The 23259-nt window shown below is 59.8% G+C and carries 21 protein-coding genes and 1 pseudogene; 8 read left to right on the top strand and 14 right to left on the bottom strand.

Features of this window, described 5'->3' with window-relative positions; genetic code table 11:
* Positions 1 to 43 precede the first annotated feature (43 nt).
* The 5 genes from ALTER154_RS04545 to ALTER154_RS04565 form a co-directional block, all read right to left on the bottom strand.
* The gene (locus ALTER154_RS04545) at positions 44 to 268 is read right to left on the bottom strand and encodes a hypothetical protein (protein WP_160085435.1); all 225 of its coding nucleotides are present in this window, start codon (positions 266 to 268) and stop codon (positions 44 to 46) included.
* Between the two features lie 595 nt (positions 269 to 863).
* Entirely contained in the window at positions 864 to 2507 is a 1644-nt protein-coding gene (gene groL, locus ALTER154_RS04550) for a chaperonin GroEL (protein WP_090249056.1), read from the bottom strand.
* A gap of 59 nt (positions 2508 to 2566) precedes the next feature.
* Positions 2567 to 2860: a co-chaperone GroES gene (locus tag ALTER154_RS04555; RefSeq protein ID WP_090249058.1), complete on the bottom strand. Its 294-nt coding sequence runs from the start codon at positions 2858 to 2860 to the stop codon at positions 2567 to 2569.
* A gap of 224 nt (positions 2861 to 3084) precedes the next feature.
* Complete coding sequence (locus tag ALTER154_RS04560) at positions 3085 to 3534, bottom strand: FxsA family protein (protein WP_160085436.1); 450 nt, start codon at positions 3532 to 3534, stop codon at positions 3085 to 3087.
* Between the two features lie 63 nt (positions 3535 to 3597).
* Positions 3598 to 4329, bottom strand: a complete 732-nt coding sequence (locus tag ALTER154_RS04565; RefSeq protein ID WP_160085437.1) for a HugZ family protein — start codon at positions 4327 to 4329, stop codon at positions 3598 to 3600.
* A 93-nt stretch (positions 4330 to 4422) separates the two neighbouring features.
* On the opposite strand from ALTER154_RS04565, the gene ALTER154_RS04570 reads away from it, so the two are divergent.
* Positions 4423 to 5181: an SDR family oxidoreductase gene (locus ALTER154_RS04570; protein ID WP_090249064.1), complete on the top strand. Its 759-nt coding sequence runs from the start codon at positions 4423 to 4425 to the stop codon at positions 5179 to 5181.
* Between the two features lie 252 nt (positions 5182 to 5433).
* On the opposite strand, the gene ALTER154_RS04575 is transcribed toward ALTER154_RS04570, so the two are convergent.
* Together ALTER154_RS04575 and ALTER154_RS04580 are read right to left on the bottom strand one after the other, a co-directional pair.
* The gene (locus ALTER154_RS04575) at positions 5434 to 6438 is read right to left on the bottom strand and encodes a DUF481 domain-containing protein (RefSeq protein WP_160085438.1); all 1005 of its coding nucleotides are present in this window, start codon (positions 6436 to 6438) and stop codon (positions 5434 to 5436) included.
* Between the two features lie 110 nt (positions 6439 to 6548).
* Complete coding sequence (locus tag ALTER154_RS04580; RefSeq protein WP_090249068.1) at positions 6549 to 7547, bottom strand: DUF481 domain-containing protein; 999 nt, start codon at positions 7545 to 7547, stop codon at positions 6549 to 6551.
* A 1-nt stretch (position 7548) separates the two neighbouring features.
* Here ALTER154_RS04580 and ALTER154_RS04585 point away from each other — a divergent pair, with 1 nt between their 5' ends.
* The 3 genes from ALTER154_RS04585 to ALTER154_RS04595 are packed head-to-tail and all read left to right on the top strand — an operon-like array spanning position 7549 to position 10306.
* Complete coding sequence (locus tag ALTER154_RS04585) at positions 7549 to 7938, top strand: MGMT family protein (RefSeq protein WP_160090015.1); 390 nt, start codon at positions 7549 to 7551, stop codon at positions 7936 to 7938.
* A 43-nt stretch (positions 7939 to 7981) separates the two neighbouring features.
* Entirely contained in the window at positions 7982 to 9529 is a 1548-nt protein-coding gene (locus tag ALTER154_RS04590; protein ID WP_160085439.1) for an AmpG family muropeptide MFS transporter, read from the top strand.
* Positions 9530 to 9580: 51 nt separating this feature from the next.
* The gene (locus ALTER154_RS04595) at positions 9581 to 10306 is read left to right on the top strand and encodes a lipopolysaccharide kinase InaA family protein (protein ID WP_160085440.1); all 726 of its coding nucleotides are present in this window, start codon (positions 9581 to 9583) and stop codon (positions 10304 to 10306) included.
* 12 nt (positions 10307 to 10318) lie between these two features.
* On the opposite strand, the gene ALTER154_RS04600 is transcribed toward ALTER154_RS04595, so the two are convergent.
* Both ALTER154_RS04600 and ALTER154_RS04605 read right to left on the bottom strand, forming a co-directional pair.
* Positions 10319 to 11152, bottom strand: coding sequence for a mechanosensitive ion channel family protein (locus ALTER154_RS04600; protein WP_160085441.1), 834 nt, complete (start codon positions 11150 to 11152; stop codon positions 10319 to 10321).
* 112 nt (positions 11153 to 11264) lie between these two features.
* Positions 11265 to 11744, bottom strand: coding sequence for a YajQ family cyclic di-GMP-binding protein (locus ALTER154_RS04605; RefSeq protein WP_090249077.1), 480 nt, complete (start codon positions 11742 to 11744; stop codon positions 11265 to 11267).
* Positions 11745 to 11886: 142 nt separating this feature from the next.
* On the opposite strand from ALTER154_RS04605, the pseudogene ALTER154_RS04610 reads away from it, so the two are divergent.
* The 4 genes and pseudogenes from ALTER154_RS04610 to ALTER154_RS04625 all read left to right on the top strand — a co-directional run.
* Positions 11887 to 12763 (top strand): annotated as a pseudogene (locus ALTER154_RS04610) (response regulator); the annotation flags it as partial.
* A 110-nt stretch (positions 12764 to 12873) separates the two neighbouring features.
* Positions 12874 to 13782 (top strand): putative 2-dehydropantoate 2-reductase, encoded by a 909-nt coding sequence (locus tag ALTER154_RS04615; RefSeq protein ID WP_160085443.1) that lies wholly within the window; start codon positions 12874 to 12876, stop codon positions 13780 to 13782.
* A gap of 46 nt (positions 13783 to 13828) precedes the next feature.
* Complete coding sequence (locus ALTER154_RS04620; protein WP_160085444.1) at positions 13829 to 15847, top strand: ATP-binding protein; 2019 nt, start codon at positions 13829 to 13831, stop codon at positions 15845 to 15847.
* Between the two features lie 2 nt (positions 15848 to 15849).
* Positions 15850 to 16434 carry a cob(I)yrinic acid a,c-diamide adenosyltransferase gene (locus ALTER154_RS04625; protein ID WP_160085445.1) on the top strand — a complete coding sequence of 195 codons (585 nt, stop codon included), beginning with the start codon at positions 15850 to 15852 and terminating at the stop codon, positions 16432 to 16434.
* A gap of 86 nt (positions 16435 to 16520) precedes the next feature.
* Here ALTER154_RS04625 and ALTER154_RS04630 read toward each other — a convergent pair whose 3' ends face one another.
* The 5 genes from ALTER154_RS04630 to secA all read right to left on the bottom strand — a co-directional run bounded on the left by ALTER154_RS04630 (position 16521) and on the right by secA (position 23233).
* Complete coding sequence (locus ALTER154_RS04630) at positions 16521 to 17414, bottom strand: RluA family pseudouridine synthase (RefSeq protein ID WP_160085446.1); 894 nt, start codon at positions 17412 to 17414, stop codon at positions 16521 to 16523.
* 34 nt (positions 17415 to 17448) lie between these two features.
* On the bottom strand, positions 17449 to 18390 hold the full coding sequence (locus ALTER154_RS04635; RefSeq protein WP_160085447.1) for a Nudix family hydrolase: 942 nt from the start codon (positions 18388 to 18390) through the stop codon (positions 17449 to 17451).
* Positions 18387 to 19019 (bottom strand): glutathione S-transferase family protein, encoded by a 633-nt coding sequence (locus ALTER154_RS04640; protein WP_160085448.1) that lies wholly within the window; start codon positions 19017 to 19019, stop codon positions 18387 to 18389. The genes ALTER154_RS04635 and ALTER154_RS04640 overlap by 4 nt, the downstream gene beginning before the upstream one ends.
* Before the next feature lie 126 nt (positions 19020 to 19145).
* Positions 19146 to 20363 carry a bifunctional glutamate N-acetyltransferase/amino-acid acetyltransferase ArgJ gene (gene argJ / locus ALTER154_RS04645; RefSeq protein ID WP_160085449.1) on the bottom strand — a complete coding sequence of 406 codons (1218 nt, stop codon included), beginning with the start codon at positions 20361 to 20363 and terminating at the stop codon, positions 19146 to 19148.
* Between the two features lie 137 nt (positions 20364 to 20500).
* Positions 20501 to 23233: a preprotein translocase subunit SecA gene (gene secA, locus ALTER154_RS04650; protein ID WP_160085450.1), complete on the bottom strand. Its 2733-nt coding sequence runs from the start codon at positions 23231 to 23233 to the stop codon at positions 20501 to 20503.
* Positions 23234 to 23259: the final 26 nt, after the last annotated feature.

Genomic DNA, 23259 nt, shown 5'->3' on the forward strand with positions numbered 1-23259 from the left:
TGCAGGGCTTTTTTCTATCTGTCGAATTGCTTGGTCAGCAGGATCAACCTTGCGAACGGGCGCCTTGGGACAGGCTGAACATAAACAGCAGCAGGTCCTGGTCCGGTTTTAGCACCTCGGCCGTTCGCGCCTGGGGCGGCAACGGGCAGTAGCCGCGCTCGTTGAGTGTGATGACCTGGGGACTGGCTTCCTGCCAAGCCGCCGCCGCGAGCGAGGCCACGCTGAGCGCAGTCACCAGGAACAAACCTCGTGCGATTTCTAGCTTCATCACTGCAACCTCTTGATAGCGCTGCCAAACGCTGTTTGTAGACCCTAGATCACTGTTAACCACCGCGCCGTATCGGGCGACAAGTGGTCGTTACTGCCGGACGCTGCCGGCAATGCCATTCTGATCATCCTGATCCACACGCAGCCATTCAGCAGGCCAGGCTTCGAGCCAGATTCGCACCGTTGGTTCAATCGTTGAGCAAACCAAGGATGGGGATCGCATCACCGCACCTGGCGGTAACACCCTCACAGTCACTTAATTGCCCAATTGCATCAGCGTGGTGCGCAATAGAACCTGTGGTTTTAAAACAATCGCAGGCAAAACCGTAACCGGCACAATCTCCAACCATCCATTGAAAACGGCGTGGTAGAGCACATCCAGGTGAGGTCAAAACACGGAGCGACCATGCGTAGCAGCAGCACAGCGCAGATTGACAGGCTCCAGTCCGGGAGCGCGCATCACACAAAGCAATTGGCGTACCGCTTTGCCGCGAGGGACTGTTATAGCCGAGAAAAATGAAAACCCCGTGACAGGCACGGGGTTTTCTTTACTGCATGCAGGCCATCTGGCGATGGCCTGCGGGAGCCGGGCTGGCTTACATCATGCCGCCCATGCCACCCATGCCACCCATGTCTGGCATACCGCCAGCGGCCGGCTTGTCTTCTACCACTTCAGCGATCATCGCTTCGGTGGTGATCATCAGGCTGCCGATCGAAGCTGCAGCTTGCAGCGCCGAACGGGTGACCTTGGCCGGATCGAGAATACCCATCTCGATCATGTCGCCGTAGGTGTCGGTCGCGGCGTTGAAGCCGAAGTTACCCGAACCCTGCTTAACCTTGTCGACCACAACGCTCGGTTCGCCGCCGGCGTTGGAAACGATCTGACGCAGCGGCGCTTCAACAGCACGACGCAGCAGAGCGATACCCACGTCCTGATCGGCGTTGTCGCCTTTCAGCTCGCTGATGGCCTGCAGAGCGCGAACCAGAGCCACGCCACCGCCAGGTACCACGCCTTCTTCAACGGCTGCGCGGGTCGCGTGCAGGGCGTCGTCAACGCGGGCTTTCTTCTCTTTCATTTCAACTTCGGTGCCTGCACCGACTTTGATCACCGCAACACCGCCAGCCAACTTGGCCAGACGCTCTTGCAGCTTCTCTTTATCGTAGTCGGACGAGGTGTCTTCGATCTGCTTACGGATCTGCAGTACGCGAGACTCGATATCAGTCTGAACGCCAGCGCCGTCGATGATGGTGGTGTTTTCTTTGCTCAGGATCACGCGCTTAGCGTTACCCAGATGCTCCAGGGTGGCGCTTTCCAGGCTCAGACCGATCTCTTCGGAGATTACGGTACCGCCAGTCAGCACAGCGATGTCCTGCAGCATGGCCTTACGACGATCGCCAAAGCCTGGTGCCTTAACGGCAGCAACTTTAACGATACCGCGCATGTTGTTCACAACCAGAGTCGCCAGGGCTTCGCCTTCAACGTCTTCGGCCACGATCAGCAGCGGACGGCCGGACTTGGCCACAGCTTCCAGAACTGGCAGCAGCTCACGGATGTTCGAAACCTTCTTGTCGACCAGCAGGATCAGCGGGCCGTCGAGCTCAGCCACCATGGTGTCTGGCTTGTTGATGAAGTACGGGGACAGGTAACCACGGTCGAACTGCATGCCTTCAACAACCGACAGTTCGTTTTCCAGGCCCGAGCCTTCTTCAACGGTGATCACGCCTTCTTTACCGACTTTTTCCATGGCTTCAGCAATGATTTCGCCGATGGAAGTGTCGGAGTTGGCGGAGATCGAACCTACCTGAGCGATGGCTTTGGTGTCAGCGCAAGGCTTGGACAGCTTCTTCAGCTCAGCAACGATGGCGATGGTCGCCTTGTCGATGCCTCGCTTGAGATCCATTGGATTCATGCCGGCAGCGACGGCTTTCAGGCCTTCGTTGACGATGGCTTGAGCCAGAACGGTAGCAGTGGTGGTGCCGTCGCCCGCGTCATCGTTGGCACGGGAAGCAACGTCTTTAACCAGTTGCGCGCCCATGTTTTCGAAGCGATCTTTCAGCTCGATTTCTTTGGCAACGGAAACGCCGTCCTTGGTGATGGTCGGAGCGCCGTAGCTCTTCTCGATGATCACGTTACGGCCTTTCGGGCCGAGGGTGGCTTTTACTGCGTCAGCCAGAACATTAACGCCGACGAGCATTTTCTTGCGGGCGGAATCGCCGAATTTAACTTCTTTAGCAGCCATGATGGTTATTCCTTGATTCGTTCAAATAGAGCGGAATTCGTAGCGACGGAGCGCTGAAATCAACCTTCAACGACAGCGAGAATTTCGCTCTCGCTCATTACCAGCAGGTCTTCGCCGTCAACTTTGATGGTGTTGCTGCCGGAGTAAGGGCCAAACACCACTTTGTCGCCGACTTTAACGGCCAGGGCACGCACTTCACCGTTGTCCAGCACGCGACCAGTACCGACAGCGAGGATTTCACCGCTGTTGGCTTTCTCGGCAGCGGAACCTGGCAGCACGATGCCGCCTGCGGTTTTCTTTTCTTCTTCGCTGCGACGAATTACGACGCGGTCATGCAGAGGACGAAGCTTCATTGTCGATCTCTCCCAATAGGTGGTTTACAGCGGCCGGTGCAATCACCGGCGGGTTAGCAAAGTCCGGCGAGGCCGGTAGCGCTACGCCAGGCGCAGCGCTGAAGTCTGAATCTGTCTGACGACAGAAAACCTTGCGGTGACCGCTACATAAGGGCGCACAAGGGGATTTCAAGGGCTGAGGGTGAAATTTTTACGATCTACAGGCTTTTCTTATGAGCCGAAAATCAGTCGCGGCGCTCAAATTCGCCTTCCAGCACATTGGGACGAACTTGCCCGGAGCGTGCGGCCTGGTCGTCAAAAAAGGCGCGCTGACGCATGGCTTGTTCGGCGGCGCGCAGACGCACCTTGTTGACCAGCAAGCGGCGGGTGAAGGGAATCAGGCAGAGCACGCCGAAGATGTCGCTGATAAAGCCAGGCAGCAACAGCAGACCACCACCGACGGCGATCAGCAGGCCTTCGAGCATTTCCTGCTCGGGTAACTCACCTCTGGCCAGTTTCTCGCGTGCACGCCACGCGGTGGCCACCCCTGCAACGCGCAGCAGAATGGCGCCGAGGATGCCGGTACCAATCACCAGCAACAAGGTCGGTAAGACACCGATGGCACTGCCCACCTGAATCAGCAGGGCCAATTCAATGAACGGGAACAGCAGAAACAGAAACAGAAACGCACGCATCAAAGGATCCTTAACGGAAGATCAGCTTCCTATGGGACTGAAGTATGGGGTGTTGAGCTGAATTCAAGCTGAAGCCTGACCGTCGGTCGGCCAGACTTCGGCGCGGGCCAGTGCCACCAAGGCCTGGCGCACCTCCAGCGGACTGTTACAGGATGTTGGAAAGGCCAGCCAATAAAGCCCCTGACCGATCCGCAGGTGAAAGCCCTCACTGTCGACCCCAACCAGCTCAGCCGGCGCATGCTGGGGTAAACCTGCCAGCTCGACATAATGAGCGATAGCCTTGGCATGGTCGCTGTTCATGTGCTCAACCATGCTGATTTCGCTGTCGCCGGCAAAGGGGTTGGCCTGGGCCACCTCATCCAGCCAGTGAATCGCACCAAACCCGCCGATGTAGCGCCAGCGCACGGGCTCCAGGCGCCAAAAATCGAAATCATGGGCCTGATGGTAGCCACGCGACTCCGGGAAATAGCGGTAATAGCGCTGCGCAGCCGCAACAATCTGCGCCTCGTCATCTAATTGCCGCGCCTCGGCGAGCAGCGTAAGACGACCGACAGCCTGCACATCTTCAGCCCCACGCTCGCCCACCAGCAGCGAGCATTTACCATCCTGCTTGAGGTTGTGGGTGTGCTGGGCGATGCGACTGATCAGCATCAGCGGATAACCGTCAGCATCCAGGCAATAGGGCACCACTGATCCGAAAGGGAAACCCGGCATGGCTTTGGAATGGGTGCTGAGCACGCCCCGGTATTCCTTGAGCAGCAATTCTCGGGCATGCTTGCCGGCTTTCACGCTCACCTTATGACTCCTTGCATAGATTCCGTCACAGAACGGGAGGCGCCTAGATTAACCGCCGGCAAGGTCACACAACACCATTTGAGGGGACTCGCGATGCAACTCAAAGATAAAGTTATCGTCATCACCGGCGGCTGTCAGGGCCTGGGCCGCGCGATGGCTGAGTACCTGGCAGAAAAAGGCGCCAAACTGGCGCTGGTCGACCTGAACCAGGAAAAACTCGACGAAGCCGTGGCGGCTTGCAAGGCGCTGGGCGTAGAAGCGCGCGCTTACCTGTGCAACGTTGCCAATGAAGAGCAAGTGACTCAGACCGTGGCACAGATCGCTGAAGACTTCGGCGCACTCAATGGCCTGGTCAACAACGCCGGCATCCTGCGTGACGGCCTGACCATCAAGGTCAAGGATGGCGAAATCACCAAACTGAGCCTGGCGCAGTGGCAGTCGGTTATCGACGTGAACCTCACAGGTGTGTTCCTCTGCACCCGTGAAGTGGCGGCGAAGATGATCGAGCTGAAGAACGAAGGCGCGATCATCAACATCTCCTCCATTTCCCGTGCCGGCAACATCGGCCAGGCTAACTACTCGGCTGCCAAAGCCGGTGTAGCGGCCGACACCGTGGTCTGGGCCAAAGAGCTGGCGCGTTACGGCATCCGTGTCGCGGGCGTAGCACCGGGCTTTATCGAAACCGAAATGGTTGCCAGCATGAAACCGGAAGCGCTGGAGCGCATGACGTCGGTCATCCCACTGCGCCGCATGGGCAAACCGGCCGAGATCGCTCACTCGGTGGCCTATATCCTGGAAAATGACTACTACACCGGTCGGATCCTGGAGCTGGATGGCGGCCTGCGTCTCTGATCGGCTAGATCGACACGCTGCAAACAAAAAGCCCCGCAATGCGGGGCTTTTTTGCTTTTAATTTTTCAAGATCTAGCGAGCTAGAGACCTGCAAGGCAAAACAGGCGAGGAAGCGGAGTGTACTGTTGTACATGAGCATTACTCGTTTCACTTGCCCTTCGGGCCGCGCTAAAGCGCGTTAGCCGTAAGCGGCATCCCGAGCCTGTTTTTAACGCAGCAGGGCCGACGCGCAGCAGATCGACGGCCAAATACTTACCAACCCACACCAAAACCTAGGCTATAACGGGTTTCATCCAGCTCGCCTTCTGCACCGCTGACCAGGTCCTTCTCAGCCTTCATATTCAGCGAAGCCCAATCGGTCAGCTTGTAACGCAGGCCCACGGCGGCATCCAGGGTGTAGTCAGCGGCGTTGGCCAGTGGCTTGCCCACCTCGCCATCGCTGAACAGTTCGACGCTCTTGCCGACCAGGTAGCGGTTGTAATCCCACTTCAGGCTCGCGGCGTAGAAGTTGTCGCTCTCGCCATTGCTGTACTCGTAGTCTGTGCGGTTAAGCAGGCCGGCCACCGAGAAGGCGCCCAGCTCGTTATCCCAGAACTGGTAACCCGGACCGGTACCCACGGTGCGCTGACGCTCAAGCTCTTCGACCATGTCGCGTTTGTACTCGAAGCGACCCTGCCAGAACCACTTCTCGGTCAGGAAGCGGTCGAGGGCGTATTCGGCGCTCCAGTTATCGGTGGTGACCACGTCGTCCTGGAACTCTCGGTTGTAGTCGGCTTGCGCGTTGTGGCGCCAGAGGCCATGGCGAGCCTGGGTCTTGAAGCTGACGTCGTAGTCGTCGGTGTCGCGCTCGGCACGTTTGTAGTCCAGCGCCGCATCGATATTGCCCTTCCAGACCAAATCCTCGACCAATGGCTTGGGTTTGAGGATCTGCTTGATGCTGGCGAGCTCGATAGTCTTGGGCGCATCGCCATTGGCCAGGATCACCTTGCCCGGCTCGGCCGGCTGCAGGGACTTGGCGCGCTCACCAGCGATGGCATTTTCCTTGATCAGCAGTTCCTGATCGCTTTCCAGGGTGGCGATCTTGCTCCAGTCGAGGGCAATCGCACCGCCGTAGTCGGTCGCCAGCAACAGCTTGCCACCGTCGTAAAACTTGATCTTGCCGGTCAGGCGGTCGCCGTTCTTCAGCCAGACGGTATCCGCCAACGCGGAGGTAGCAGCCACAGAAAGGGCCAGGCACAGCAGGGTTCTGGAAAACATAGGGATGAATTGTCTACTTCGGGTTCGCGGAAGGTCGCGCATTATCCGTAAGCACGACGCCAGAGCAAGCACTGACCGACAGAATCACCGCGAGTTCATCATTGCGTGACCTACCAGCCGACCCCCACACCCAACAGATAGCGACGCTCACTGCTGGTTTGCCCGAGCGCACGCGCCTGATCCAGCTCATACAGCAGCGATAGGCGCGCCCAATCTGTCAGCCGGTAGCGCAGGCCTATTTCACTGTCGAGAACGTAGTCAATCTCTTCTATCGCAGGCAATTGCAGCTCGGCTGTGCTGTAAAACTCCAGACGGGTACCCCACAGCAGACGCTTGTAATCCAAGGCAAGCGAGTAGGTATTGAACGACCGCTCAGCATCACTGGCCTCCAATTGCAGGCGATTGAACTGGCCGATCACATCCAGCCGGCCCAGCTCGTTATCCCAGAAGCGATAACCCGGTCCGGTGCCCAGCGAACGCTGGCGAGTAAAAAAGGCAAACTCATCCTCGTCCTGCTCTGCCCCCACCCGCCAGAACCAGTGATCCGTGATAAAGCGGTCGAGGTCGTACTCCAGCTGCCAGTTGTCAGCGGTTTTCGCGTCATTCTTAATCTTGCGCTCCAGCTCACCGCCCAACACGTGACGCCAACGGCCGTGCTCCACACGCGTATTGCTTTTGAGCTTCCACTCGTCGGTGTCGTTGTCGTCGCGCTTCATATCGAGTTTGGCGTCCAGATTGCCCTCCCAGAAGCGGTCCTGCAGTACCGGGCGCGGTGGGATCAGACGCTTGATGCTGGAAAGCGGCACGGTTTGCGTGTTGTCGCTGACCACCCGCACCATGCCCTTGCCGGCTGCTTCCAGCTGGTTGCTGTGCTCGCTATCGAGCCCCTGGCGGCGCATCAGCAAGGGTTTCTCCGAGCGCAGGGTGTCGATATCCTTCCAGGCAATCAGCACCTGGCCGGCGTACTTGGTTTTCAGGGCCAGTTTGCCGCCATCGAGCAGAACTATCTCACCGCTCAGACGGTCACCATTGTTCAACCACACCGTGTCCGCCCACACAGGTGTGGTCAGAGCAAGAACCAGAAAGCACAACAGAGTACGTATAAGCATGATGGGAAAGCCGGATAACGAGCCAGAACAGGTGCCGAAGCATGCCGCGCCAGGCCAGCCAACAGCAAGCCAGCTCGAGCGTCGCACGGCACTTTATGCGGTGCTGGCGCAGATTCCACCCGGCTGCGTGGTGAGTTACGGGCAACTGGCTTCATACGCAGGCCTGGGTCGCGCCGCGCGCTGGGTCGGGCGCACCCTCAGCCAGCTACCGGACGGCAGCACCCTGCCCTGGCACCGGGTAATTGCTGCCGGTGGCCGCCTCAGCTTGCCGGCTGGCAGCCTCTCCGGCACAGAACAACGCAGTCGTTTACGTGAGGAAGGCGTGCAAATCCATAACGATCGGGTGGATATGCCGCGCTATGGCTGGCGCCCAATGGAGCACAGCGGGTAGAGTGCGCCCTTTATTAGGTCAATCTCAGGCTGATACCCCTTCAATGCCCCGTAAAAGCTGGCGTGATGCCATTGCTGCCTACTCCAGCCCCTCAACCTTGGTGCTGCTGCTTCTAGGGTTCGCCGCTGGCCTGCCTTATATGCTGGTGTTCTCCACCCTGTCTGTCTGGCTGCGCGAAGCCGGCGTGGCACGCGACACCATTGGTTTTGCCAGCCTGATCGGCCTGGCATATGCCTTCAAATGGGTCTGGTCTCCGCTGCTTGATCAGTGGCGCCTGCCGCTGCTGGGCAAACTGGGCCGCCGACGCTCCTGGTTGGTGCTATCACAGATCCTGATCGCCATCGGCCTCGCTGGCATGGCCCTGTGCGATCCGCAGACGCACCTGACCTGGCTGATTTCCCTCGCGGTGCTGGTGGCCTTTGCGTCGGCCACTCAGGACATCGCCGTTGATGCCTACCGCCTGGAAATCGTCGACGACACCCGCCAGGCCGCGCTGGCCGCCAGCTATATGGCCGGCTACCGCGTCGCCGCCCTGCTGGCCACCGCCGGCGCACTGTATTTCGCCGAAGGCTTTGGCTCCACCGCACTGCTCTATCAGCACGGTGCATGGGCCGGCACCTACCTGCTGTTTGCCCTGCTGATGTTGCCTGGCCTGCTGACCAGCCTGTGGATGCGCGAGCCGGATGTGCCACTGCGCACGCAACTGGCCGCTGCGCGTTATGGCTTTAGTCACCAGATCGCCTCGGTACTGGTACTGATTGTGTTGCTGGTATCGGTACCGGCGATGTTTACCCAGTTCTACAACACCGACTTCGCCAGCGTGATCAACGGCGAAGCCAGCATGCTTGACCTGCTATTGGAAGACCGCGCCTTCCTGCGCGCCCTGCTTTACACCATTCTCAGCGCCCTGTGCCTGTCGTCCATGGGGCGCCGTGGCCTGGCGCCAGTGCTGACACCGGTCAACGACTTTATCCTGCGTTACCGCTGGCAAGCGTTCCTGCTGCTCGGGTTGATTGCCACCTACCGCATGTCCGACACCGTAATGGGTGTGATGGCCAACGTGTTCTACATCGACCAGGGCTTTACCAAGGACCAAATTGCCAGCGTCAGTAAGCTCTTCGGCTTGGTCATGACCCTCATTGGTGCAGGCTTTGGCGGCCTGCTGATCGTGCGCTTCGGTATCCTGCCGATCCTGTTTATTGGCGGCGCGGCCTCGGCAGCGACCAACCTGTTGTTCCTGATGCTTACCGGCATGGGCGCTGACCTGCAGATGCTGATCGTGACCATTTCCGCCGACAACTTCAGCGCCGGCCTGGCCACAGCGGCGTTCGTCGCCTACCTGTCGAGCCTGACCAACCTGAAGTTCTCCGCCACCCAGTACGCCCTGCTCAGCTCGATCATGCTGTTGTTGCCGCGCCTGATCGGTGGTTATTCCGGCGTAATGGTGGAGAAGTTCGGCTATGCCCAGTTCTTCCTGGTCACTGCCTTGCTGGGTATTCCGACACTGCTGCTGATCATCCTGCAATGGCGCCGGGAACGGCTGCAAACCAGCGATTTAAGCGTGACTAACGCCACCGAACAGCACCAATAGCATTACTGGCAAGACTCTTGCTCTACCCTGCTCACAACAAGAGGGCAGGCCATGACCGTAGCATTCAGTAACGCCACCCGCCTCACCCACTACCCCAGCTTTGAAAGCTGGTGGCAAACCCAGGGTGAATGGGTCGAAGAGCCTAACGAGCGCCGCGGTGGTTATAGCGGTGTTCAACGCCTCACCCAGCTGGGTCAGTCGCTCTACGCCAAAAAGCAAACCGGGCACACCTACCGCAGCCTGCTTCACCCTTGGGGGCGGCCGACGGTACTGCGTGAACGCGACGCTCTGCTTAGAGCACTCAAGGCCGGTGTAGCGGTACCCGAGATCGTTTACTGCGCCGCCGAGCGCAACCGCGAAGGCTGGCGTGCCTTGCTGGTGACCAAAGCCTTGGAGGGCTTTCAGCCTCTCGATGAATGGTATGAGCATCATGCTCAAGAGGCGCTAGACGCCTCTCTACACCAGCAACTGCTGCAGCAGATCGCGCAAAGCCTGGCCAATTTGCACAAAGCCCGCCAGCAACATGGCTGCATGTATGCAAAACATATCTTTGTGCGTATCCAGGCTGCAGATACGCCGCCATCGTGCGAAATCGCCTTGCTCGATCTTGAGAAGTCGCGCCGCCGCCTCACCCGCAAGCAAGCCGCGTTGCACGACATGCTGCAACTGCGGCGCCATTCGCCGTGGGATCAGGCCGACTGGCAAAGCCTGATCAACCACTACCAACTGGCGATGGGCCGCACGTTCAAAACGCTCTATAACGCCACCAGTCGCTAACTCAGCGTTCCTTCAGACAGTGGGTTGCTGCACCAGGTGCACCACCCGCTGCGGGAATGGGATGCCGATACCGGCCTCGCTTAGGCGTTCTTTAGCCTGCTCGGTGAAGGCGAAAGTCACAGGCCAGAAATCCGGCGTCGCCACCCAGATGCGCAGTGACAGGTTGATCGCGCTATCACCCAAACCGGTAACAAACACCACAGGCGCCGGGTCCTGACGCACACGCGGGTCCTTGGCAATGTCCAGCAACACCTCACGGGCCTGCTTGATATCGCTTGAGTAATCGATACCCAGGTTGATATCCACACGCCGCGTGGATTCGCGCGAATAGTTAGTGATATGGCCGTTCGACAGGCTGCCGTTGGGCACGATCACCACTTTGTTATCCGCAGTTTTCAGCGTGGTGTGGAAGATCTGAATGCTGTCGACACTGCCCGAGACACCTTGGGCCTCAATCCAGTCACCGGCGCGGAATGGACGGAAAAACATGATCAACACACCGCCCGCGAAGTTCGCCAGGCTACCTTGCAAGGCCAGGCCAATGGCCAGACCGGCGGCACCGATCACCGCAATAAAGGAGGTGGTTTCCACACCCACCATCGACGCCACGCTGACCAGCAGGAGCACCTTTAATACGATGCCGACCAGGCTGCAGATAAAACTGCTCAAGGCCCGATCAACCTGACGCAGGTTGAGCAAACGACCCACGCTATTGATGAGCTTGCTGATCAGCCACCAGCCGATCAGCATGGTGATCAACGCCAGAGTCAACTTACCGCTGTATTCCAGCACCACTGGCAACCAGGCCTCTGATACTTTCACCAGTTGTTCGATGTTCATATCCATTTGTTAATCCTTGTAAGCCTTTGAAAATAAAACGCCACGGCAAGCCGTGGCGTTTTTACTGCACCAACACCGTTGCGACGCTTTAACAGCGGCAAGGTTCATTGCGCATGCATTAATCGCGGAAGTTATTGAACTGCAATGGCATACCGAAGTCCTTGGCACGCAAAGCGGCAATCGCTTCCTGCAGGTCATCGCGCTTCTTGCCGGTGATACGCACTTGCTCGCCTTGAATGGCGGCCTGCACCTTGAGTTTTATGTCCTTAATGTGCGCGACGATCTTCTTCGCCAGATCCTTCTCGATCCCTTCACGCAGGATCACTTCCTGCTTGACGCTCTTGCCCGACGGGTAGGCGTCCTTGAACTCCAGGCACTGTACGTCGATCTTGCGTTTGACCAAGCAGAGCTTGAGAATCTCAACCATCTGCTCCAACTGAAAATCCGCATCGGCTGTCAGGTTGACAGTCAGCTCTTTCAGCTCAAAGCTACCTTTACCGCGTAGGTCATAACGACGATCCAGCTCTTTGATGGCGCTGTCGATGGCGTTGGTAACTTCATGTTTGTCCAACTCGGACACCACGTCGAACGAGGGCATGGGCTTACTCCAGATAGACGGCGCGCCCTGCATCACGAACGGGACACGCCTGGCTTGACGGTGAAAAAACCCGGCCATTATATAGCGGTAGCAACACACACTGCCCGGCGAAGTATCGGGCCCACGCGATTTCCCCCTAGCGAGCCTGCCCATGCCGAACCCCCACCTGAGCATTTTGGTCGTCGATGACGCCAAGTTCTCCAGCGCCATGATTGGGCGCGCGCTTAGCCAGGCGGGTTATCAGGACCTTCGTTTTGCCAACAGTGCCGCCGAAGCGATTCGCTTGCTCGAACAGCGCCCCGCCAGCGTCTTGCTCGCCGATTGGTTGATGCCCGAGATGAATGGCTTAGAGCTGACAGTGCAGGTCCGCCAGTTTGATGAAATGGCCCATCACTACACCTACGTCATCCTGCTCACCGGCAAGGAAGGCGAAAACGTATTGGGCGAAGCCTTCGACAGCGGTGTCGATGACTTCATCAGTAAGGCCGCGATGAACGAGCAACTGGTGCCACGCGTCTATGCGGCCGATCGCCTGTGCAACACCCTGCAACGTCTGTTGCAGGAAAACCGCTTACTGACCGAAAACATTGCCAGCCTGGAACAACGCAACCTTATCGACCCGCTTACCGGGCTGGGCAATAGCCGCTACCTGCACCAGAAGATGCTCGACAGCCTGCGCCAGGTGGAATCGCGTGGCGGTGCGCTGTGTTACCTGCTGATTGGTCTGCAAGACATGCACGAGCTGCACCAGCGCTATGGCGACACCTTCTACAACGAACTGCTCACCGGCGTGGCGCGCCGCCTGCAGCAGCTGGTACGGCCATTGGATGTTCTGGTGCGCTTGGATGAAAGCCACTTCGGCCTGATTACTTTGCTGACCGACCTGCACGAATGCTCGCCCAGCAGCTTCAAGCGCCTGCATGAAGGCATCAACCTCAAAGCCTTCAAGACCAGCGAAGGATTTATCAGCCTCAAAGCGGGTATCAGCCTGGTGGGCCTGGATGCCAAAGGCCTCCCCATCACCCCAGAACAGATCATCGATAACGCGACCAGAATCCTGCCCGAATCACACAGCACCGGGCTGGTCACTGCCCTGCGCTTGTCGTTACCGCAATAAGCCACGTTCAGCATGTGGCATATCCTCGGTGCGGGGAGCCTCGGCACCCTATGGGCGACACGTCTGGCGCGAGCCGGCCTGCCAGTAGAGCTGATCCTGCGTGACTCGGCGCGCCTGCATAGCTATCAACAGGCCGGCGGGCTGACGCTGATTGAGCATGGCCAGCCACAGCATTATCCCGTCCCTGCGCAAACACCCGATCATCGCCAGCCGATCCAGCGCCTACTGCTCGCCTGTAAGGCTTATGACGCGGCTAACGCGGTAAGCCAACTGGCGTCACGCCTGGCGCCGGGTGCCGAAATCCTCCTGCTGCAAAATGGTCTGGGCAGCCAGGACGAAGTCGCCCGCGCGGCGCCCCAGGCACGTTGCATCTTTGCCTCCAGTACCGAAGGCGCGTTTCGTCAGGCCGATTTCCAGGTTGTGTTTGCTGGCCACGGCCACACTTGGCTCGGTGACCCACAGAATCTGCAGCCGCCCAGTTGGCTGGCAGACTTGCAGCACGCCGGCATTGTTCACGACTGGAGCCTGGATATTCTCAGCCGGCTGTGGCGCAAGCTGGCGCTGAACTGCGCCATCAATCCACTGACCGTGCTGCATGACTGCCGCAATGGCGAGCTACAGGCACACCCGGCGCAAGTGGCGTGCCTGTGCAGCGAACTGAGCGAGTTGCTGCACACCTGCGGCCACAGCGCCGCTGCCGAGAACTTGCATGACGACGTGCAACGTGTGATTCAGGCCACCGCCGCCAACTATTCGTCCATGCACCAGGATGTCCGCCAGGGCCGTCGTACGGAAATCGCCTACCTGCTGGGCTATGCCTGTGACGCCGCACAGCGCCACCAACTGGTACTGCCGCATCTGCAGGCACTGCACAGCCAGCTGCTGGCGCACCTTGCTGCACGCGGATTGCCCAGCCACTAAGGCCCGCGTTAACCTGCCCGCACTTCCGTCGCCGTGATAGCCCACCATGCCCCTGCGTCAGCGCCTCGAAAACCTACCGGTCGGTCGCAAACTGCTGGTCGCCTTGCTGGCCTTGCTCGCGGCAGTGCTGCTGGTGGCCAACCTGGCGTTCATCAGCGCCGCCTATTGGATTTCTCAGGAAAGTGTGGCCCCTCAGGCCCTGCACACCCTCGGCCGGCTGATTGCCAGCCCGCCATTGAGCAAGGAAGCATTAAGCACCCCAGCAGCGGCCGAAGCGCTACTCCGCCGCCTGGATGACTACGCGCCGCTGCGCGCGGCCGTGATCTATGACGCCGAGGGACTGAACCTGGCACAGCTGCAGCGCGGCACCAAGCTGCAACTGCCGCCGCGCGTCGAAGAGGTGGAATCATGGCGCCACAGCGAATTCCGTATCAGCCAGCTCGTCGAGCTGCCGCAGGCCACAGGCAACCCTGGTCATCTGTTGTTGGTGGCCTCCAGTGAGCTGCCAGGGGTGTTCTACACCGGCACCCTGACCGCCAGCCTGGTTATTCTGGCCTTTAGCGTGCTGCTCTGGTTGATCGTGTCACGCCAGGTGCGCCGCTTGATCACCCGCCCTATTCGCCGCTTGGAAGAGCTCTCACGCCAGGTCACCCGTGAAGAGAACTATGCCCTGCGCGCACGCCGGGGTAATCGCGATGAAATCGGCAACCTGGCCGACGCATTCAACACCATGTTGGTGCGCATCGAGGCGCGTGAGCAGCAACTCAAACGTGCCCGTGATGACGCCCAGGAAGCGTTCGACCAAGCCCAGCATCTGGCCGAAGAAACCCGCCACTCCAACCGTAAACTGGAGCTGGAAGTGCAGGTACGCGGCAAGATCGAGAAGAAGCTCACCGGCTTTCAGAAGTACCTCAACAGCATCATCGATTCCATGCCCTCGGCGCTCATTGCCCTCGACGAACAGTTCTACGTCACACAATGGAACCAGGAGGCCAGCAGCCTTTCCGGCACCCGCCTAGACGAAGCCCTGAACCAGCCGATTTTCCTTGCCTTCCCACCGCTCAAGCCTTTCCTGGTGCAGCTGCGGCGCACCGTGGAACAGCATCAGGTGGAAAAGATCGAGCGGGTCACCTGGGGTAACAGCGAGCAACCACGTCACTTCGCCCTGACCTTCTACCCGTTGACGGGCGGCAGCGGCCGAGGGGTGGTGATCCGCATCGACGACATCACCCAGCGTCTCAACCTGGAAGAAATGATGGTGCAGTCAGAGAAGATGCTGTCCGTCGGCGGCCTGGCCGCAGGTATGGCGCACGAGATCAACAACCCGCTGGGCGCCATTCTGCATAACGTGCAGAACATCCGCCGGCGTCTGTCACCGGAGCTGGAAAAGAACCGTGAACAGGCCGATCAGGCCGGCATCAGCCTGGAGGCCATCGACCGTTACCTGAATGCGCGGGAGATTCCGCGCCTGCTCGACGGTATTCAACAAGCAGGCAGCCGTGCCGCGAAGATCGTCAGCCACATGCTCAACTTCAGCCGCCGCAGCGACCGCCAGCTGGCGCCATGCCAATTGCCGGCGCTGGTTGATCAGGCAGTCGAGATCGCCAGCAATGACTTCGACCTGACCGAGAGTTTCGACTTCAAGAGCCTGACCATCCAGCGCGAGTTTGCCGCGGACCTGCCCGCCGTGCCGGCCACCGCCAATGAACTGGAGCAGGTCCTGCTCAATTTGCTGAAAAACGCCGCCCAGGCCATTCACCAGCGCGACGATAACTCGACGCCTGGGCAGATCATCCTGCGCGTCCGTCTGGCGCCGCCTTGGGCAGAAATCCAGGTGGAGGACAATGGTGTAGGCATGCCTGAATCGGTGCGCAAGCGCATCTTCGAGCCGTTCTTCACCACCAAGGAAGTCGGCCAGGGCACGGGGCTTGGCCTGTCAGTGTCCTACTTCATCATCACTAACAACCACAAAGGGCAGATGGAAGTGCAGTCCAAAGCCGGCCAGGGCACCTGCTTCACCCTGCGCCTGCCTATGACCACCGCCACCCCAGACACAGGTCTCTGAACATGGGCTACCGCCTCTCGAAAATCTACACCCGCACCGGCGATGCCGGCGAAACAGGCCTGGCCGATGGCCGCCGCGTAACCAAGGACCACCCTCGGGTGGATGCCATGGGCGAGGTCGACACGCTGAACAGCCACATCGGTCTGCTGCTGGCTGACCTTGCCGAGCACACCGCCCAGTGCCCCGGATTGAATGAAATCATTGAGGTGCTCGCACCCTGCCAACACCGCCTGTTCGACCTTGGCGGGGAACTGGCGATGCCCGACTATCAAGCCCTGCAGACGCCGGAAATCGAGCGCCTGGAAGCCGCTATCGACCGCTGGAACGAAGAAGTCGGCCCGCTGGAGAATTTCATCCTGCCCGGCGGCTCGCGCCTGATCGCCCAAGCACACGTTTGCCGCAGCCTGGCCCGAAGCGCCGAGCGGCGCTGCCAACACCTGAATGCGGTGGAGCCGATTCGCAGCGTCGGTCTGGCCTACGTCAATCGACTGTCTGACCTGCTGTTTGTCGCGGCGCGGCTGATCGCCAAACGCCAAGGGATTGCTGAAGTGCTCTGGCAGGCAGCGCCCAAAGAACCACAAAGCTAAGCGTATCGCCGCGTAGGGAGGATGACCTTGTTTTAATTCACCTTTACCGGTTGGTGGATGGGTAACGCGCCATCCACCCTAAGCCTTCAGAGCAAACTGAGCTGGCTTTCGAAGGTGCGCCGTTCGCCGGTCAGAGGGTCGATAAAGCTCAGCCCCCTGGCCAGCAGCTTGAGCGGTTTGCTGTAGTCATCCGGCGCATCGGGCGCATCGCTGACCTCGGGATAGAATGGATCATTGAGGATCGGCGCGCCCAGCGCGGCCAAATGCACGCGCAGCTGATGTTTCTTGCCCGTGACCGGGTACAACCGGTACAGCCAGTGCTCGTCCAGACGCTGGGCAACCTCGATGCGGGTTTCCGTATTGGCCTCCCCGGCCACTTCCTGCATGCGGAAAAACGGCTCAGCGCCCTCCAACCGCGTTGCCCGCAACAGCGGAAAATCCAGCTGCGGCAAAGCCGCCGCCAGCGCCTCGTAGCACTTGTCCATCTGCCGCAGGCGAAACAGCGCCTGGTACTGACCACGGCTCTGCCGATTGGTGGAAAACAGCACCAGGCCTGCGGTGTGCCGATCAATCCGGTGCAGCGGCACCAGGTCGGCATTACCCAGGCGCTTGGCCAACCGCGCCTGCAGGGTCTGCTCAACGTATTCACCGGCGGGCATCACAGGGAGGAAATGCGGTTTGTCAGCCACCAGCAGGTGTTCATCAACATGCAGCACGGTTTCTTCGAAGGGGATCGGCGTCTCCGCCGGCACCTCACGAAAGTAATGTACCTTGAGCCCTTCGCGATAAGCCGCCGCCATACCGAGCGGCTGCCCCTGAGCGTCCAGCACCCGCCCCCGGGCAATCCGCTCCTGCCACACCGTCGGAGTAATTGCCGGAAAGTGCGCGCACAAGCATTCGAACACCGTCGCCCAGTTGCCACGCGGCAGATGCAGGGTGCTGGGGCGCATGTTGGACGGGGAACGGGCTTCAACAGACATCAATGCACTCGATCAAGCAGACGCATAAACGGACTCACTCGGGCCAGAACGCGCGAATACCCGCCACGCCCTGGGCGCCGACCTGCCAGGCCTGCTCTACATCGGCCGGGGTAACGCCGCCCAGCAGATAAGCAGGCTGATTGAAGCCCTGCAGCAACTCGGCAACCTGCGTCCAGCCCAGCGGCTGCGCATCGGGATGGGTCTGGGTGGCTTGCACGGGAGATAGGGTGATGAAATCCACGCCCATCTGCGTGGCCAGCTCCAGCTCCTGCGCCGAATGGCAGGAGGCCGCCAGCCAGCGCTGCGCTGGAAACGGTCGACCACCAGCGCTCAATTCGCGCAACTGCTGCGCCGTCAGGTGCCAGCCTGCTGCGGGAAAGTCGCCCAGCCACTCCAGCGGGCCCTTGAGCATCAGCTGCGCCTTGCCGGCGCACAAGCCGAGTGCATCTACGGCAATATCACGATACTGCGCATCGAACATCGCCGGGGCACGCAGTTGCAGCAAACGAATACCGCTTTTCAGCGCAGCCTGAATACCGCGCAGCAGTTCTGGCCCACTCAGCCCCTCGGGGGTGATCAGATAACGCTCGGGCAAACGTGCCGCCGCGACAATCGGCCGATTGGCTGCAGGAAATTCATAGTCGCCCAATTGCCGAGGGCTGACCCAGGCCAGCGGCTGGCCTTCGGCGCCGTGGGGCTCGCCGGTAAACGCCGAGACTTCCCAGACGTCCAGCAGCACCTGCTTGTCCGGGTAGTCGTGGCGCACCTGAATCAGCGGCCGCGCGGCGCTGGGGCGGATGCCGAGTTCCTCGTCCAACTCGCGGACCAGGGCTGACTGAACCGTCTCACCGGCTTCGACCTTGCCACCGGGAAACTCCCAGAGGCCGCCCTGATGCTTATCTTCGGGCCGTTTGGCGAGCAGAATCTGCCCATCCACACCGCGAATAACTGCAGCGGCTACATGAATACGTTTCACGCCAGATGTTCCTCCTGGGCGGCTTGGTACCAGCGCTGAAACGCCGGCCACTGATAGATGGTGTCGACATAGGCGGCAGCTTCTGCTGGCAGCGCCACCTGATAACTGCGCAGACGCGCTGCAACCGGGGCAAAGAAGGCATCGGCCAGACTTGGCTGGCCAAACAGGAAGCCGCCGCCCTGACCAAAGCGCTGCCGGCACTCGGCCCACAGGGCACAGATGCGCTGGATATCGGCCATGGCATCGGTCGGTATCTCAGCCAGTGCCTGATTGCGTTTGAGGTCCATCGGCAGATGGCTGCGCAGCGCAACAAAGCCGCTGTGCATCTCGGCACTGGCACTGCGCGCTAGCGCGCGGGCAGCCCGGGCTTGCGGCCACAGCTGGGCAGCGGGAAAGCACTCGGCCAGGTATTCGCCAATCGCCAGGGAATCCCAGATGGCGCCGTCGTCGCTGATCAGCAACGGCACCTTGCCGGTCGGCGAGTGCTGCAAAATGAGCGCGCGGGTATCGGGGCGGTTCAGGGTAATCAGCTGCTCAGCATAGGGCGCACCGGTCAGTTCCAGGGCCAGCGCCGCACGCAGCGACCAGGACGAATAGGTTTTGTCGCCGATAACCAGAGTAAGTGACATGGGTTGCGCTCGCTGCGAGAGGGTCGCATGACCTTAAAAGGCGGCTCCCGCAATAGCAAATTCCCGTTGCTCATAGGGACATGAGCAACGGGAATGCGGGCAGTCAAACAGCAGGTAGGTGAGCGATCAGGTGCGGTATTCGGCGTTGATCTTCACATACTCATGGGACAGGTCGGTGGTCCAGATGGTCTCGCTGCAGCCACCACGGCCCAACTCGATGCGGATGGTGATCTCTTCCTTGGCCATCACTGCGGCGCCCTGCTCTTCGGTGTAACTGGCCGCGCGGCAGCCCTTGCTGGCGATGCACACATCACCCAGGAACACGTCGATCAGACTGACATCCAGCTGCGCCACACCGGCGTAACCGACGGCGGCGAGAATACGGCCCCAGTTCGGGTCGGAGGCAAACAGCGCTGTCTTGATCAGTGGCGAATGGGCTACCGCGTAGCCGACATCCAGGCATTCCTGATGGGTCGCGCCGCCGTTGACTTGCACGGTGACGAACTTGGTCGCGCCCTCACCGTCGCGCACGATGGCCTGGGCCACCTCCATGAAGACACCGAACACGGCCTCCTTGAGCTTGGCGAACAGGTCGCCGCTGGCCTGGGTGATTTCTGGCAGAGCGGCCCTGCCAGTGGCGATCAGCATGCAGCAGTCGTTGGTCGAGGTGTCTCCGTCGATGGTGATGCGGTTGAACGACTTGTTCGCCGCGTCACGCACCAGGTCCTGCAGCACGCTGCGCGCAACCTTGGCGTCAGTGGCGATATAGCCGAGCATGGTCGCCATGTTCGGCCGGATCATCCCGGCGCCCTTGCTGATGCCAGTCACGGTGACGGTGACGCCATCGTGAACAAATTGGCGGCTGGCCCCTTTGGGCAGGGTGTCAGTGGTCATGATGCCGGTGGCAGCTTCTGCCCAATGGTTCTCGGACAAGTCGTCGAGAGCAGCCTGCAGCGCGCCCTCGATCTTTTCGACCGGCAGCGGCTCGCCAATCACCCCGGTGGAGAACGGCAGCACAGCGCCCTCATCCACGCCGGTCAACTGAGCCAGGGCGGCACAGGTGCGCATGGCATTCGCTAGGCCCGGCTCGCCGGTGCCGGCGTTGGCGTTACCGGTGTTGGTCAGCAGGTAACGCACGCTGCCTTGCACACGCTTCTTGGCCAGAATAACCGGTGCGGCGCAAAACGCATTGAGGGTGAACACACCCGCTACGCTGGAGCCTTCGGCACATCGCATCACTACCACATCCTTGCGCCCTGGGCGTTTGATGCCCGCCGAAGCGATGCCCAGTTCGAAACCTGGAACAGGGTGCAGGGTAGACAACGGGCCAAGACCAACAGCCATAGGGAACGCTCCTTGAGGTGGTAGGACTGATTGCGATGGTAAAACGCCGCGAGCGGTCAAACCGTTCGCGGCGTTAATCAAGCTGGGCCAAGCATCACCAACGTCACTGTCGGCTCAACCCGCTCTACACGGTGGGGTTAATTAACCTGGCCGTGGCAGTGCTTGTACTTCTTGCCGGAACCACAAGGGCAAGGCTCGTTGCGGCCGATCTTCGGCTCGGTGCGCACTGGCGCAACGGCAACCGCCAGATCACCCTCTTCTTCAGTGGCTTGCGGCAGCAGGGCCGAGGCTTCGGCATGCTGGAACTGCATGCGTTCGGCCATGGCTTCGGCTTCACGACGCAGACGCGCTTCTTCCTCAGCCGGATCTTCACGACGTACCTGCACGTGCGAGAGCACGCGAATGGTGTCGCGTTTGATCGAATCCAGCAGTTCCTGGAACAGGGTGAAGGACTCGCGCTTGTATTCCTGCTTGGGGTTTTTCTGCGCATAGCCGCGCAGGTGAATACCGTGGCGCAGGTGATCCATGGTCGACAGGTGGTCTTTCCACAGGTCGTCGAGGACACGCAGGAGAATTTGCTTCTCGAAGGTGCGCAGGGCTTCAGCGCTGGCTTCGGTTTCTTTCTCGTTATAGGCGCTGACCAGCTCTTCAAGAATGCGCGCACGCAGGGTCTCTTCGTACAGCTTGTGGTCATCATCAAGCCACTGCTGAATCGGCAGACGCAGGTTGAAACCGCTGTACAGCGCCTCTTCCAGGCCGGCGATATCCCACTGCTCAGGCAGCGACTGCGGCGCGATGTGCTGATTGATGGTGTGATCCAGCACTTCCTGGCGGAACTCGGCAATGGTTTCGCCGACGTTGTCGGCAGCCAGCAGCGTGTTGCGCATGTGATAGATCACTTTGCGCTGCTCGTTGGCCACGTCGTCGAATTCCAGCAGTTGCTTACGCATGTCGAAGTTACGACCTTCAACCTTGCGCTGGGCCTTTTCGATGGCGTTGCTGACCATCCGGTGCTCGATGGCTTCACCGGACTGCATGCCCAGGGCCTTCATAAAGTTCTTCACCCGATCCGAGGCGAAGATGCGCATCAGGCTGTCTTCCAGCGACAGGTAGAACCGGCTGGAACCCGGGTCACCCTGACGACCGGCACGACCACGCAGCTGGTTATCAATACGACGCGACTCGTGACGCTCGGAGGCGATCACATGCAGGCCGCCCGACTCGATGACCTGCTGATGACGCTTCTGCCAATCGGCTTTGATCTGCGCTATCTGCTCAGGTGTAGCGTTCTCCAAGTTGGCAACTTCAACTTCCCAGTTGCCGCCCAGCAGGATGTCGGTACCACGACCGGCCATGTTGGTGGCAATGGTCAGCGCGCCCGGACGACCGGCCTGGGCAATAATTTCCGCTTCTTTCTCGTGGAATTTGGCGTTGAGCACCTTGTGCTCGATGCCTTCCTGATTAAGCAGCCGAGACATGTGCTCGGAAGTTTCGATGGTGGCCGTACCGACCAGCACCGGACGACCCAGCGCCATACTTTCCTTGATGTCGGTGACGATGGCGGCGTACTTCTCTTCCGCAGTCAGGTAGACCAGGTCGTTAAAGTCCTTACGCGCCAACGCACGGTTGGTCGGGATCACGATCACTGCCAAGCCATAAATCTGCTGGAACTCGAAAGCTTCGGTATCCGCAGTACCGGTCATACCGGACAGCTTGTTGTACAGGCGGAAGTAGTTCTGGAAGGTGGTCGAGGCCAGGGTCTGGCTCTCGGCCTGGATCGGCAGGCCTTCTTTGGCCTCGATCGCCTGGTGCAGACCTTCGGACAAACGACGACCGGGCATGGTGCGGCCGGTGTGCTCGTCGATCAGCAGTACCTGGTTGTTCTGCACGATGTATTCAACGTTACGGTTGAACAGCTTGTGCGCACGCAGGCCCGAATAGACGTGAGTCAGCAGGCCCAGGTTATGCGCCGAATACAGGCTCTCGCCCTCAGCAAGTAGGCCGACTTCGGTGAGCATCTCTTCAACATACTGGTGGCCCGCTTCGTTCAATTCGACCTGGCGAGCCTTCTCATCGACCTTGTAGTGGCCTTCCTGCGTGACCACGCCCTCTTCTTCCTCAACATGCAGCTTGAGGCGCGGAATCAGCTTGTTGATCTCGGTATAGAGGCGCGAACTGTCTTCGGCCTGGCCGGAGATGATCAGCGGGGTGCGCGCTTCGTCGATCAGAATGGAGTCAACTTCGTCGATTACGGCGAAATTCAGCTCGCGCTGGAATTTGTCTTCCAGGCTGAAGGCCATGTTGTCGCGCAGGTAATCGAAACCGAATTCATTGTTGGTGCCGTAGGTAATATCGGCAGCGTAGGCTTCACGCTTCTCTTCCGGCGGCATAAAGGGGGTCACGATACCCACGCTCATACCGAGGAATTCATACAGCGGACGCATCCAGTTGGCGTCGCGACGGGCCAGGTAATCGTTGACCGTAACCACGTGCACACCCTTGCCGGCCAGTGCATTGAGGTACACCGCCAGGGTCGCTACCAGGGTCTTACCCTCACCAGTACGCATCTCGGCGATCTTGCCTTCATGCAGGGTCATACCACCAATCAACTGCACGTCGAAGTGGCGCATGCCCATCACCCGCTTGCCGGCTTCGCGGGCTACCGCAAAGGCTTCGGCGAGCAGCTGGTCGAGGGTTTCGCCTTTGGCCAGACGGGCTTTGAACTCCTCCGTTTTGGCACGCAGTTGCTCATCGGAAAGGGCAAGCATCTGCTCCTCGAAGCCGTTGACGGCTTGTACCGCCTTGAGCATGCGTTTGACTTCACGCTCGTTCTTGCTTCCAAAGAGTTTCTTCAACAAAGGCGCAAACATATCGACAGGATCTTCCAGGCGTATGG

The sequence above is a fragment of the Pseudomonas sp. 9AZ genome (assembly GCF_902506525.1).
Classification (GTDB): Bacteria; Pseudomonadota; Gammaproteobacteria; order Pseudomonadales; family Pseudomonadaceae; genus Aquipseudomonas; species Aquipseudomonas peli.

Excerpts from the sequence above, each read along its gene's own strand:
- ALTER154_RS04625 (WP_160085445.1), top strand. The coding sequence starts at position 15,850 with ATGGGCTACCGCCTCTCGAAAATCTACACCCGCACCGGCGATGCCGGC.
- ALTER154_RS04620 (WP_160085444.1), top strand. The coding sequence starts at position 13,829 with ATGCCCCTGCGTCAGCGCCTCGAAAACCTACCGGTCGGTCGCAAACTG.
- ALTER154_RS04595 (WP_160085440.1), top strand. The coding sequence starts at position 9,581 with ATGACCGTAGCATTCAGTAACGCCACCCGCCTCACCCACTACCCCAGC.
- secA (WP_160085450.1), bottom strand. The coding sequence starts at position 23,233 with ATGTTTGCGCCTTTGTTGAAGAAACTCTTTGGAAGCAAGAACGAGCGT.
- ALTER154_RS04545 (WP_160085435.1), bottom strand. The coding sequence starts at position 268 with ATGAAGCTAGAAATCGCACGAGGTTTGTTCCTGGTGACTGCGCTCAGC.
- groL (WP_090249056.1), bottom strand. The coding sequence starts at position 2,507 with ATGGCTGCTAAAGAAGTTAAATTCGGCGATTCCGCCCGCAAGAAAATG.
- ALTER154_RS04575 (WP_160085438.1), bottom strand. The coding sequence starts at position 6,438 with ATGTTTTCCAGAACCCTGCTGTGCCTGGCCCTTTCTGTGGCTGCTACC.
- ALTER154_RS04640 (WP_160085448.1), bottom strand. The coding sequence starts at position 19,019 with ATGTCACTTACTCTGGTTATCGGCGACAAAACCTATTCGTCCTGGTCG.
- ALTER154_RS04605 (WP_090249077.1), bottom strand. The coding sequence starts at position 11,744 with ATGCCCTCGTTCGACGTGGTGTCCGAGTTGGACAAACATGAAGTTACC.
- argJ (WP_160085449.1), bottom strand. The coding sequence starts at position 20,363 with ATGGCTGTTGGTCTTGGCCCGTTGTCTACCCTGCACCCTGTTCCAGGT.
- ALTER154_RS04570 (WP_090249064.1), top strand. The coding sequence starts at position 4,423 with ATGCAACTCAAAGATAAAGTTATCGTCATCACCGGCGGCTGTCAGGGC.
- ALTER154_RS04560 (WP_160085436.1), bottom strand. The coding sequence starts at position 3,534 with ATGCGTGCGTTTCTGTTTCTGTTTCTGCTGTTCCCGTTCATTGAATTG.
- ALTER154_RS04615 (WP_160085443.1), top strand. The coding sequence starts at position 12,874 with ATGTGGCATATCCTCGGTGCGGGGAGCCTCGGCACCCTATGGGCGACA.
- ALTER154_RS04555 (WP_090249058.1), bottom strand. The coding sequence starts at position 2,860 with ATGAAGCTTCGTCCTCTGCATGACCGCGTCGTAATTCGTCGCAGCGAA.
- ALTER154_RS04580 (WP_090249068.1), bottom strand. The coding sequence starts at position 7,547 with ATGCTTATACGTACTCTGTTGTGCTTTCTGGTTCTTGCTCTGACCACA.
- ALTER154_RS04630 (WP_160085446.1), bottom strand. The coding sequence starts at position 17,414 with ATGTCTGTTGAAGCCCGTTCCCCGTCCAACATGCGCCCCAGCACCCTG.
- ALTER154_RS04590 (WP_160085439.1), top strand. The coding sequence starts at position 7,982 with ATGCCCCGTAAAAGCTGGCGTGATGCCATTGCTGCCTACTCCAGCCCC.
- ALTER154_RS04600 (WP_160085441.1), bottom strand. The coding sequence starts at position 11,152 with ATGGATATGAACATCGAACAACTGGTGAAAGTATCAGAGGCCTGGTTG.
- ALTER154_RS04585 (WP_160090015.1), top strand. The coding sequence starts at position 7,549 with ATGGGAAAGCCGGATAACGAGCCAGAACAGGTGCCGAAGCATGCCGCG.